General features: G+C 61.0%; 13 protein-coding genes, 1 tRNA gene and 1 pseudogene. 6 read left to right on the top strand and 9 right to left on the bottom strand.

Annotated features, from left to right (window positions below):
* Positions 1 to 114: 114 nt before the first annotated feature.
* Positions 115 to 1,698 carry an ABC transporter substrate-binding protein gene (locus AC2YI2_RS29155; protein WP_487390043.1) on the bottom strand — a complete coding sequence of 528 codons (1,584 nt, stop codon included), beginning with the start codon at positions 1,696 to 1,698 and terminating at the stop codon, positions 115 to 117.
* Position 1,699: 1 nt separating this feature from the next.
* Positions 1,700 to 2,398, bottom strand: coding sequence for a helix-turn-helix domain-containing protein (locus AC2YI2_RS29150; RefSeq protein WP_487390042.1), 699 nt, complete (start codon positions 2,396 to 2,398; stop codon positions 1,700 to 1,702).
* 154 nt (positions 2,399 to 2,552) lie between these two features.
* Between AC2YI2_RS29150 and AC2YI2_RS29145 the strand changes: the two genes are divergently transcribed.
* Positions 2,553 to 3,710: an MFS transporter gene (locus AC2YI2_RS29145; RefSeq protein WP_487390041.1), complete on the top strand. Its 1,158-nt coding sequence runs from the start codon at positions 2,553 to 2,555 to the stop codon at positions 3,708 to 3,710.
* 10 nt (positions 3,711 to 3,720) lie between these two features.
* Here AC2YI2_RS29145 and AC2YI2_RS29140 read toward each other — a convergent pair whose 3' ends face one another.
* The 7 genes from AC2YI2_RS29140 to aroA form a co-directional block, all read right to left on the bottom strand.
* Positions 3,721 to 3,930 (bottom strand): hypothetical protein, encoded by a 210-nt coding sequence (locus AC2YI2_RS29140; RefSeq protein ID WP_487390040.1) that lies wholly within the window; start codon positions 3,928 to 3,930, stop codon positions 3,721 to 3,723.
* A gap of 203 nt (positions 3,931 to 4,133) precedes the next feature.
* Positions 4,134 to 4,748, bottom strand: coding sequence for a hypothetical protein (locus AC2YI2_RS29135; RefSeq protein ID WP_487390039.1), 615 nt, complete (start codon positions 4,746 to 4,748; stop codon positions 4,134 to 4,136).
* 194 nt (positions 4,749 to 4,942) lie between these two features.
* Positions 4,943 to 5,398 carry a GFA family protein gene (locus AC2YI2_RS29130; protein WP_487390038.1) on the bottom strand — a complete coding sequence of 152 codons (456 nt, stop codon included), beginning with the start codon at positions 5,396 to 5,398 and terminating at the stop codon, positions 4,943 to 4,945.
* 44 nt (positions 5,399 to 5,442) lie between these two features.
* Entirely contained in the window at positions 5,443 to 6,048 is a 606-nt protein-coding gene (locus AC2YI2_RS29125) for a class I SAM-dependent DNA methyltransferase (RefSeq protein ID WP_487390037.1), read from the bottom strand.
* 11 nt (positions 6,049 to 6,059) lie between these two features.
* The gene (locus AC2YI2_RS29120; protein ID WP_487390036.1) at positions 6,060 to 6,674 is read right to left on the bottom strand and encodes a glutathione S-transferase family protein; all 615 of its coding nucleotides are present in this window, start codon (positions 6,672 to 6,674) and stop codon (positions 6,060 to 6,062) included.
* A gap of 57 nt (positions 6,675 to 6,731) precedes the next feature.
* Complete coding sequence (locus AC2YI2_RS29115; protein WP_487390035.1) at positions 6,732 to 7,577, bottom strand: hypothetical protein; 846 nt, start codon at positions 7,575 to 7,577, stop codon at positions 6,732 to 6,734.
* Between the two features lie 3 nt (positions 7,578 to 7,580).
* Positions 7,581 to 8,930: a 3-phosphoshikimate 1-carboxyvinyltransferase gene (aroA, locus tag AC2YI2_RS29110; RefSeq protein ID WP_487390034.1), complete on the bottom strand. Its 1,350-nt coding sequence runs from the start codon at positions 8,928 to 8,930 to the stop codon at positions 7,581 to 7,583.
* 244 nt (positions 8,931 to 9,174) lie between these two features.
* On the opposite strand from aroA, the gene AC2YI2_RS29105 reads away from it, so the two are divergent.
* From AC2YI2_RS29105 to AC2YI2_RS29085, 5 genes and pseudogenes are all read left to right on the top strand, one after another.
* Positions 9,175 to 9,567, top strand: coding sequence for a TIGR02300 family protein (locus AC2YI2_RS29105; RefSeq protein ID WP_487390033.1), 393 nt, complete (start codon positions 9,175 to 9,177; stop codon positions 9,565 to 9,567).
* A gap of 133 nt (positions 9,568 to 9,700) precedes the next feature.
* Positions 9,701 to 9,776: transfer RNA gene (locus AC2YI2_RS29100), tRNA-Ala, on the top strand.
* Positions 9,777 to 9,878: 102 nt separating this feature from the next.
* Entirely contained in the window at positions 9,879 to 10,052 is a 174-nt protein-coding gene (locus tag AC2YI2_RS29095) for a DUF6538 domain-containing protein (protein ID WP_487390032.1), read from the top strand.
* Positions 10,003 to 10,239, top strand: a complete 237-nt coding sequence (locus tag AC2YI2_RS29090) for a hypothetical protein (RefSeq protein ID WP_487390138.1) — start codon at positions 10,003 to 10,005, stop codon at positions 10,237 to 10,239. Before AC2YI2_RS29095 ends, AC2YI2_RS29090 begins: the two co-directional genes overlap by 50 nt.
* 692 nt (positions 10,240 to 10,931) lie before the next feature.
* Positions 10,932 to 11,471, top strand: a pseudogene (locus AC2YI2_RS29085) (IS5 family transposase); the annotation flags it as partial.

The following is an 11,471-nucleotide window of genomic DNA, read 5'->3' as shown; positions in this document are numbered from 1 at the left end:
CCTACCTCTCCCCCTGTGGGAGAGGATAGGAAGTCCCCAAGAGCCGAAGGCGATTGGCTGGACGGACTTGGTGAGGGGTGCAGCAAGAGCGCAATACCCCTCAGACCTTTCAGCCTATTCGTTCATTTCCATCAGCCGGAACGTGAACCCGAACCCGGACAGCGCAAACGCCTTGCTCGGATCACTCATCGCCGGCACGGACACCCGCTTCGAGGCCGCGAAGACCGCCGTCTGGTCCTGTGCATAGATCGAGGGCGCCAGTTCCTTGAGCCGCTTGTTGAGCTCCTCATAGATCGCCGGCCGATCGGCATCGGCTGCGGTACGGCCCTTGTCGAGCAACTCGTCGACTTTGGCGTCCTTGAGATATTCCGGCGACATCCAGGTGCCCGCGGCCGAGGAATGATACATGCCGTAGAGCAGGGTATCAGGGTCGCCCGTCATGGTGTTGACGAAGACCTGGCTGATGTTCGGCGTATTCTCGGGCTTGGTGACCTGCTCGGTGAACAGCGCCCACGGCACCTTCTTGACTTCGGACTTGATGCCGAGTTCGGAGAAATTCGCCTGCATCAGCAGTGCGAAGCGCTCTTCGAGCGGCACTTCGCCGATCCAGGAGAGTTCGACATTCATCTCCTCGGGCTTGTACTTGCACTTGGAGAGATAGTCCTTGGCCTTGTCGATGTCCTTGGCGATCACCTGATCCGCCGGCAGCGAGCCGAGCAGGCCGACCGGCAGCGCGCCGGTGGCCGGCGAGCCCTGCGAGACCGTATCGGTCACGGCGACCATCTGGATGCCGGCGCTGTAGTCGAAGGCATAGGTCACCGCGAGACGGCAATTGATGTCATCGAAGGGCGGCTTGGCCGTATTGATCTTGATGTAGAATTCGCTGGTGCCCTTCTCGGTGAGCAACTGGCCACCCTCTGACGCGACCGACTTCAGCACTTCCGGCGGCAGCCATTGCGAGGATATGTCGTGCTCACCCTGGGCGATCAGGGTGCGCACGGTCGCGGCCTCGAGGCCATAGCGGTAACGCACGGTGTCCGGCGCCTTGGCTGAGATCGGGATAAAATAGGCCGTGTTCTTGGCCATGACCGTCTCTTCCTGCGGATTGTGCGAGACGAGCTTGTAGGCGCCCGAGCCGGCGGCATGGCCGGAGAGATAGGCCTGGCCCCAATCCTTCATCTCACCTTCGCCCTCGCCGAGATTCTCCAGCACCAGTTTCTTGTCGACGACAGGAAGGCGGGTGAGCGCGGAGACGAAGGGGGCATAGGGCTGCGTCAGCGTGAACTTCACAGTCGCGGCATCGACGGCCTCCGCCTTCTCGACATTGGTGAAGAGATAGGACAGGCCCTGGCCAAGCTTCTTCATGCGATCGAAGGAGAAGACAACGTCCTCAGCTGTCAGCGGATTGCCGCTCTGGAACTTCACATCGGTGCGGAGCTTGAACGTATAGGTCTTGCCGTCGCTTTCCCAGCTCGTGGCGAGGAACGGGTCGTAACCCGGCTGGCCCTGCTTGGGGATGACGAGCGTGTCATAGAGATTGAACATCAGGACGCTGTCGGCATAGTCGGTGGCCTTGGCCGGATCGATCTCGCCGACTGGCACTTCGTCGAGACGCAGCACGGTTTCGGCGGCCGCGTAGGAATGAATGGAGGCGGCGGCCAGAAAGGCAGCCGTAAGCAGTCTGAATCTGGTCTTCATTTTAGTTCCCCTTGATGACTTTAGGCTTCTTCGGTGCACTGCGCCGGTGGACGGCCCGGTTCACTGCCAGGCTCGTCTGCGGATCTCCGTTGGGAATGCCATCGCCGAAGACGTCCATCGTGCAGGTGTGGAAAATGGTCGTCGGTTCGGTCGTATGGTTCCAGGTGGCATGGGTGCGGGTGGACGGGAAATGGACGGTGTCGCCCGCTTCCAGGATCATGCGCTCGCCATCGAGCTCGAGCGTCAGTTCGCCCGACACGATGTAGAAAATCTCCTCGCCCTCATGGCTCATCGGTTCGCTTCGGAAGCCGGGCGGCTCGTGGATCAGGGTCGAGCGCAACACATTGCCTGGGAAGGATGCGGACAGCCGCTCGTAGGTCACCGCAGTCTGGCCATTCTGCGCAAGGCCGTAGACCGGGCGGCTATCGTGGCGCGTCACCGGATCGTTGCCCCTTGGCTGCTGGAAAAAGGAGCCGATTTCGAGCTTCAGCGCCCGACAGACCGCCACGAGCGAGGTCAGCGACGGAACCGTGATGCCACGTTCGATCTGCGAGATGAAACCGACGGAGAACCCGGCCTTGTCGGCCACGTCCTGCAAAGTCAGCTTCAATTCCTTGCGCCGAACGCGCAGCCGCTCGCCCAGCGGCGCCAGGTCCGGCTCCGCCATGGAAGGTGCGGCGTCTGGTTTGATCTGGTTCAAACCCTGCCCCTCTTTTTTAGTATTACTTCAATCTATGGAAGGACTTTTTGTTGTCAAGCGGATTTTTAGTATTGCTAAAATTTTGCGCTCCCGACCCAGCTATCCATTTGCCCAATAACCTGATAGCTGGGCATTGCCGATGCAGGAGGTCGCCATGAACATCGCTGAAAACAGGGTTGTCGATGCCGACTGGGCGGCGATTGCCGTCGTGGTTTTCGGCGTGACGGCCTTCAGCGTCTCGCAGGGCCTGACCTATCCGCTGATCTCCCTGGTGCTGGCTGATCGCGGCATCTCGACTTCGGTGATCGGCTTGAATGGCGCCGTCTTCGCTGTTGGCGTCGGCGTTTCCACGCTGCTGATCGGCCCGATCACCTCAGTCATGAACGGCCACCGCCTGATCATCAGCGCGCTTGTCGGCGTCTCCGCCAGCCTCGCATCCTTTGCGAGCTTCGATGCGCTCTGGGTCTGGTTCATCGCACGCTTTTTCCTCGGCGTCTCGGCCAGCATCATCTTCATGACCAGCGAAGCCTGGCTCAACACCGCCTGCCCCGATCGCATCCGCGGGCGCGTGTCCGGCCTGTTCGGCGGCGGCATGTGCGCGGGCTTTGCGGCGGGCCCGCTGGCCATCCCGCTGTTCGGCATGGAGGACGGTTTCGCCTTCGCGCTGCTCGCCGTCTATGTCGCGTTTGTCGCCTTCGTCACCGTCATCCTCAGCCGAAAGACCTACACATCGCCGGCTGCCTCGCAGCCCGGCATGTTCATGCAGTTCGTCGTCGCAGCCCCCGTGCTTGTGGCCATGGTCCTTGTGTTCGGCTTTGCCGACATCGCCGCCGTCTCGGGGCTTCCGCTCTACTTCACCGAGCTTGGATACTCGCCGTCCTTCGCTGCCGTTTCGGTCACGATGCTGGCACTGCCAACCGCGCTGGCGCAGCCGCTGTTCGGCTACCTGCTCGACAAGTTCGACCGCAAGACGGTGACGCTGGGAGCAGCTTTGGTCACGGCGGGCGGCTTCCTCTGCCTGCCGTCGCTCACGTCACAGACGGCGATTTTCATCGATCTCGCGCTGGTTGGCACCGCAAGCTTCGGCCTCTACACCGCGGCGCTGACGCTGCTTGGCGACAAATATTCCGGTGGCATGCTGGTGGCGGGCAGTGCTGCCTTCGCGCTGGCCTATTCGGTGGGAAGTGCGAGCGGCACGGTGGTGTTCGGTACGGCCATGCAGGCCATCTCGTCGCAGGCGGGACCGATCTCGATCGGGATCATCGTGCTTGTCTTCGCAATGTGCTTCGGCGTGGCGAGCGTGCGGAAATAGCCCGAACGATCTAGCGCATCTTCGCGAACCTGCCGCGCGCCTCTTCACGGCAGGTCAGCAGCAGTGCCGCCTCGTCCTTGAAGGCTTCAGCATAGTTGCTGAGGATCAGCTTCAGCAGTTCCCGTTCGGTGATCGCGTTTAGATTGAACCAGGATTCCTGGCTGATGGCGTCGTAGACACGCCGGATGAGCACGGCCTCGTGAGGCTGAAGTTTGACCATGAAAATATACGGATAGGCGAAAGACCGAGTGGACTTTGGCGCTGGGTAGCGCACGGCCGACGCCGCACCTGCCTATGCCGATTTGAGGCAGGATAGCACGATCTTGGCCGAGACCAATATCAAACCTTCGACAAACCAATTTGCGGACGCCGACATTCGGTCAGCCTCCGCCACTCATGATGCTATCAGCACGACGATGGCCGCTAGGGGGCTGCCTTCACCTTGCGGCGCCTGAACAGTTCTTCGGTCAGCACATAGACGATAAACAGCACGAAGCCGAGATAGAACAGGCCGTCGAGCGGGCCGGGCCGATGGCTGCCCATGATCTCCGCGGCCGGCGCGCGAAGGAAGCGAACGGTTGCAATCGCAAGCTCGCAGCCGATGAACAGCAGCACGGCATTGGCCAGCCAGAGCCAGAACGAGGCGACGTTGCGCGTAAGATAGCGCGCGCCGAGGTTGATCGACTCTGCCAGCGCGAAGATTTCGATGTCCCGCGCCGCCCGAGGGGCGCGCGAGAGGACCTGGTGCCTGATACGGGCGAGGTTGCCGATCAGGATGGCGGGGATCACCATGATCGACACGATCAGAAAGGCAAATTCCGGCGTGCGGAAGCCGGTCAGCCACCAGTGGCCATTGAAGGCAAAGGTGAACGCGATGCTGGCGAACAGCGCTGCGGCGACAAGCTCGGCGGCATTGGTAATGCGGTCGAGTTCGCCGCGCGAGATCACATAGGTCGGTGTATGCTCGTTGACCCGGTAGAGAATCGTGCCGTCCGCCTCCGCTCGCCAATGAAAGCCGGCTTCTGGTATGTTCTTCATTGCGCCCCCGTAAACTCATCGCAAACGCCCGTGCAATGCGCGGCTGGCGGGCCTGCGTCATCACTGCATGAAACCTTAGGTGGCGCGGCTTAATCAACCCGAAAGCGGGTACTTCAAATTGTCGGTATTATCCAAATGAAGAATTCGAAACTTGATGATCGTTAAGAAAGGCTTTCCCGCTGCGGCACAGAAATTCAGAGGATCGTCGCCGAATAGCCCTTTATCAGCTCCTCATATTCCTCCATCGCCGGAAACTTTGGATAGCTGTGCTTGGAAGCGGTGGTCGCCCAGGGCAGCTTCTCGTCGGTATAGGTCTCGACATAGGGCGTGAACCAGCTGGGGTGATCCAGCATGGTCGGGCGGAGATTGACGAAGAAGTCGATGCCATCGGGCCGGGTGAACATCCAGGTCATGCAATGACCGCAGAAGTAATGCCGTGCGGCGCCGTGAAGGCCGCCGATGACGGGTTCGCCTTCGGTCACTTCGAAGCCATCTGCGGGAACCGCGGCAGAGAGTGAATAGGCGCTCGAGCTCATCTTCTGGCAGCCCGTGCAATGGCAGGCCATCGCCAGAAGCGGCGCCTTGGAGATGCGAAGCTTTACACGACCGCAGCGGCAGCTGCCGTCCTGGGGGAGGGTAAGAGCGGTCATGATGGTCTCCTGATTCAAGCGCCTGCAGAAGACCAGAGACAGGCTCAGTCCGCAACCCGCGCAAGCCAGATCGTATGGCCGCCACAGTCCGGATCCTCCGCCCGGAAGTCGACGACCTCGAAGTGGTTGGCGTTGAGCAGGGCGCGGTATTCCCCAGGCGCCAGGCTCGCGTGATAGAGTGGTTCGTCACCAAACTCGCCCATGGCCTCGCCATGATCGGGACCGCTTGTGAACATCAGTGGCGCGCCGGCGCCGGCATGGGCGCGGAGGACTGGAAACATCACGCGCTGGTCTTCGACCGTGAGATGGAAGAAGCTGTCCCAGGCGATAAGCCCATCGAACCTTGCCCCGAGAGAGAGCCGGCGCATATCGGCGACATGCCAGTCGTTGTCCGGCATTCGCTGACGGCAAAGTGCGATCAGCGTCTCCGAACTGTCGATGCCGGTGACGCGATAACCGCGTTGGACGACGTGGCGAGCGATCGGTTCCCCCGAACCGCAGCCGATGTCGAGGATCGTGCCACCACACGGGATTAGCGCCAGAAAGCGGTCGAGCCAGGCTGCTTCGAACAGCGTCTTGCCACGCGACGAATCCCAGAGCGCGGCATTGCGGTCGTAGAGACCGATAATGTTGTCAGCGGCGCTGCCCATGCCGCAGAGGCTCAGACTTCCGCGAGCGCGCGCTGCACGGCCGGGCGTTCGCGCATGCGCTCGTAGTGATCCTTGATGATCGGCAGGTCGCCGATATCGACGCCGTCCCCTTCGAGCCAGCCGGACATGGTGAAGAGATAGGGGTCGGCCACGGTGTATTGCTCGCCCATGACCCAGGGGCCTTCGAAGAAATCGAGCTCGATCAGCCGCATCGAGGCTGCCATAGTCTCGGACACCTTGGCCTTCATGTCGTCGAAGGACGACTGCTCATTCGCCCAGCGCGCGCCACGGCGGCCATGGGCGTGGTTCACATGCACGGTCGAGGCGATATAGGTATTGAAGGCCTGCAGGCGGGCAAACTCGAAGGGATCGTCGAGCATGGCAAGTTTCGCCGCCGGGAAGGTCTGGGCAATATAGGCCAGGATCGCCGGCGTCTCGGTGAGGATACCCTTGTCGGTCACAAGAGACGGCACACGGCCCTTCGGATTGATCTTGAGATATTCCGCGCTGCGCTGTTCGTTCTGGGCAAAGTTGATGCGTGCAATCTCGTATTCCGCACCGGCTTCCTCGAGTGCGATACGGGATGCCAAAGCGCAAGTCCCGGGGGCGTAGAAGAGTTTCAACATGGTGTCTCCTCGATCTGTCGAGGAGGTTCTAGCGCAGGCCGTGAGGGATGTCAGCCATCAACGGAGCTGAATATGAATGTGGTCGTCGTGGCGAGCGGCGCGACATCCCTGGAAGCGGATCACGTCGTTCGAAATGCCGAGACTTGCGGGAATATGCGGCTCGATGAAAATCTTGCCGATGCCATGATTTTGCCCCTCGGTCGACAGCCAGCGCAGCGCCTCGTGCATGCGTTGCGGCTCGATCTGCCAATCCGCAAAGGCGCCCTGCAGCCAACCCATATCCCAGCGTAACGTCATCCAGCGGGCACGATCCGCGCACGGCTGAGGTGCATTCACACCCGGCTCCTGGAAGGCGAAGTAGCCGATCGGCGAACGCGTCTCGCCATTGCGGAAATTCCCCTCCGCGTCCTGGTAATAGAGCGCAAGATCGAGCTTGCGTCCATCGTCATGCGACAGGTGCGGGATCAGCGGGAAGCCGGTGAAGAAAGGAAAGTTGGCGTCGAGCGCCAATGTCTTAGTGCCGGGGAAGGTCTGCGCCATGTGGTCGGCATAGGCTTGCGCCGCTTCCGCCAGTTCGGCCGTGACATAGTTGCGACTGAGCATGCAGAAGAACGGCGAGCGGACGGCCAGCGACGCATCCTTGCCGGCAAAGCAGGGCAAGGCGACACGACCCGTGAGCGGCGCAAGCTGTTGCGTCACAAGCGTCGCGGCGGCGTAGAGTGCTACGAAGAGAAGCAGGAAGAGCGTTGGTCGCCGTGAAGGCAGGAATCGCCTGAGAAGCAGCGCCACGAACCATAGGACCCCGCCGATCTGGGTCAGAATCGTCAGGAGAACGATGGTGGCGGCGTGTCGGATGATGCGGCACGCGACTGCGAAATGCGACGCAGGTGCCTGCGGATCCATACCTTACCGATCGATCTTCGCGCCGAGGCCGGCCATCAGGTCCATGAACTCCGGGAAGGACGTGACGATCATGCGGGCGTCATCGATCGTGACCGGATGCTCGGAGGCGAGGCCCATGACGAGGAAGCTCATGGCGATGCGGTGGTCGAGATGGGTCGCAACCGCCTCGCCCCTCGCGTTGCCCAGCCCCCTGCCACCGGGAACGCCACGGACGACGAGCGAGGTCTCGCCCTCGGTGCAGTCGACACCGTTGAGCTCCAGTCCGCGCGCGACGGCTGCGAGCCGGTCCGATTCCTTGACGCGGAGTTCGTCGAGGCCAATCATCGTCGTCGCGCCCTCGGCAAAGGCCGCGGCGACCGAGAGAACCGGATATTCGTCGATCATCGACGGCGCGCGGTCGGCCGGCACGTTTACGCCCTTGAGTTCGGAATGACGCACGCGGAGGTCGGCGACATCCTCGCCGCCGGCATTACGCGCGTTCATGACCTCGATATTTGCACCCATCTCCTGCAGCGTCAGGATGAGGCCGGTGCGGGTCGGGTTCATCAGCACGTTGAGGATAGTAACGTCGGAGCCCGGCACCAGCAGCGCAGCCACCAGCGGGAAGGCCGTGGAGGACGGATCGCCCGGCACATCGATGACCTGACCGCTCAGCTTGCCACGCCCTTCGAGCCAGATGGTGCGGACACCCTCCTTGTCGGTCTCAACGGAGAGATTGGCGCCGAATCCCTGCAGCATCTTTTCGGTGTGATCGCGGGTCATGACCGGCTCGATGACTGTGGTAATGCCCGGCGTGTTGAGGCCGGCAAGCAGCACGGCGGACTTCACCTGGGCCGAAGCCATCGGCACGCGGTAGGTGATCGGGTTCGGCGTCTTGGGCCCATGCAGCGTGGCCGGCAGCTTGTCCCCGGCCTGGGCCTCGACCTGCACACCCATTTCGCGCAGCGGGTTCAGCACGCGGCCCATCGGGCGCGAGGAAAGCGAGGCGTCGCCGATGAAGGTCGAGGAGAAATCATAGACGCCGACCAGGCCCATGGTCAGGCGGCAGCCGGTGCCGGCATTGCCGAAATCGAGCGGGGCCTCGGGGGCGAGGAGCGCGCCATTGCCAGTGCCCTGGATGATCCAGGTGTCACCGACCTTTTCGATCTTCGCGCCCATGGCACGCATCGCCTTGCCGGTGTTGATGACGTCCTCGCCTTCGAGCAGGCCTGATATCCGGGTTTCGCCGCTTGCCAGTCCGCCGAACATGAAGGAGCGATGCGAGATCGACTTGTCGCCCGGGATGCGAACGGTGCCCTTGAGATTTTCGGATTTCCGGGCCGTGGCCGGTGCCGGTGTGCCTGCATGCGACATGAAAAAGTCCTTTGAACGATCGGGCGAACAACAGAGCGGAGAGCACCCTCCCCGCGAGAAGCCGGCCGCTCGTTAACACAAAGCTTTTTGCCGGTCATCACCGTTGTTGCAAAATGCCGAACCCTCAGCATTCTTAGGCTTTGACAGGCGCGCACAACATCGCTATGGGCTCAGCACCCATTTTTTACCCTCGGCCGGCACGACCGGTCCGCCGAATGCGGCATGACGATCAAGAGGTCCACACGTGGCTAAGAATGAACTTGGTACCAAGCGCATCGACCCGGAAACGGGCAAGAAATTCTACGACCTGAACAAGGATCCGGTCGTATCGCCCTATACGGGCAAGAGCTACCCGCTCTCCTTCTTCGCCGAGACCTCGGTTGCCGCCATTCTCGAGAAGGTGGCCGAGGAGGAGGAAGTGCCGGAAGTCGATACCGAGAACGAGAGCGTCGAGATCGTGTCGCTGGAGGATGCCGACGAGGAAGCCGCGGCCGGCGAAGACTTGCCCGACCTCGGCGACGACGATGTCGATATCGGCGATGACGACGACGACACATTCCTCGAACAGGACGAAGACGAGGAGGACGACGACATGACCGGCCTCATCGGCGTGCCCGGCGACGACGAAGAAGTCTGATTTTATATCGGGCGAGGCAGATTTTTCTCCGCCTCGCCCGATTTCCTGCTTGCCAACGCGGAAAAGCAGAAGTAATAACCCGCCACCGAAGCCGAAGCGCCTCGGTGACACCTCCTCCCTCCGGGGACCGGATGGGGCTATAGCTCAGCTGGGAGAGCGCTTGCATGGCATGCAAGAGGTCAGCGGTTCGATCCCGCTTAGCTCCACCAATTTTCTCCTAAGCCATTGGAAACCCTGAACCTGCTGGTTTGCAGGGGTTTGCGCGTCTTGACTGCTGCAGTTCTTGCTACAGAATTGGAGCGAATACATTTATGTGTAAGATGGACGCTGGATTTTTCAAAAGAGGCAAGACCTATCAGATTCGCAGGGTGGTACCCGGCGAACTACAGGCGTTCCTCAAGCGCAAGGAGATACTGAGACCTCTCAGAACAGGTGATGAAGTCGAAGCCATTCGGCGCTATCGCGTGGAAGCCACGAAAAATTGACGACTACTTTGAGCAGCAACGCAAGCTCATGAAGTCAGATGCCTTGGCCGACAATTTTCGTGTGGCTCAGTCAACTGAGGCGCTGTCACCGGGTCTGGTGCGGGCAAGAATCATCGAAGACGACGTTCGCATGCGAGCGGCGCTGAAGCCGAACAAGATTCGGGCAAGGTCGGGTCTGGACTGCTAATTCAGATTCCTGAAACAGAGTACGCTCGACACCTGCTGCATAACGGGGACCTCGATCCATTCCTCAGCTATTGTATACGGCAGGAGTGGGTCGGTGAGCTCGAGGCGACAGGACGTGCCCTCACCCGCGGCGATGTCCGGCAGTTTCTGTCGGCGGCTGCCGGAGACACGCTGCAAGCCCGCAATCTTCTTTTGGCCAAGCAAGCAGCGCTCAAGGAAGTCGTCAGGCACACTCGTGAGCCAGTCTTGCGGGAGACGATAGGCGAACCCGTTGCGGCACAAAATGCCATTGCGCTCGCGTCGGCCGCAGGCCCCAAGCTATCAGACGTCGCGCCGGAATGGTTTGCGAAGAAGCTTCGCGTCAAGGAATGGACGACGATCACTCGAGATGAACACGAGGCCGCGTTAGAAGCTTTCACCGCGGCTTGCGGAGACAAACCCCATCGGCGCATGCAGCAAGGCCGATGGGCGAAAATTCAAGTCGGTCCTGTTTCGCGTACCGTCCAACGCTCACAAGAAGGCCGAGTACAGCAAGTTGACGCTCGTTGAAGCCGCCGACAGCGCAGAGAAATTGGGTGAAGCCGATCTCTTGTCATCTGTCACGGTCAACAAGCTGATTAGGCTCAGGCCCTATTGATTAACGCGCTTTTCATTTTGCGTGTTTTTGATTCACTGATGGCAGGAGAAACTGCCATGAGTGATTTGTTTTTGCTGACGCCGTCGCAATCTGGTCGGATCAGACCGTACTTCCCAGTGGCCCACGGCTTCCCTCGCGTCGACGACCGACGCGTGGTCCCAGCGGCATTATTTACGTGCTGAAACATGGACTTCAGTGGAAGGACGCGCCGAAGGAATACGGTCCGCACAAGACGCTCTACAATCGTTTCCTGCGATGGAGCGAACTCGGCGTGTTCAACCGGATTTTCGAGGCGCTCGCGTGAACGGCGAGGCAGCCCGACAGGTTGATGATCGATGCCACGCATCTCAAAGCTCATCGCACCGCAGCCAGCCTGCTAAAAAAGGGCTCTTTCCCGCTGTATCGGACGTACGAAAGGCGGCCTGAACTCCAAGCTGCACGCTGTCACGGACGGCTTGGGCAGCCCCTTGCTGCTCTTTCTGACGTCCGGCCAGACCAGTGACTACAAGGCGCGCGCCACCTGCTCGAGCGACTGCCAGGCGCAAAGGATCTGCTCGCAGACCGCGGCTACGATGCGGACTGGTTCCGCAACGCTC

This window comes from Rhizobium sp. SRI_017 (assembly GCF_057586295.1).
This window is presented reverse-complemented; position numbering and strand designations above follow the sequence as displayed.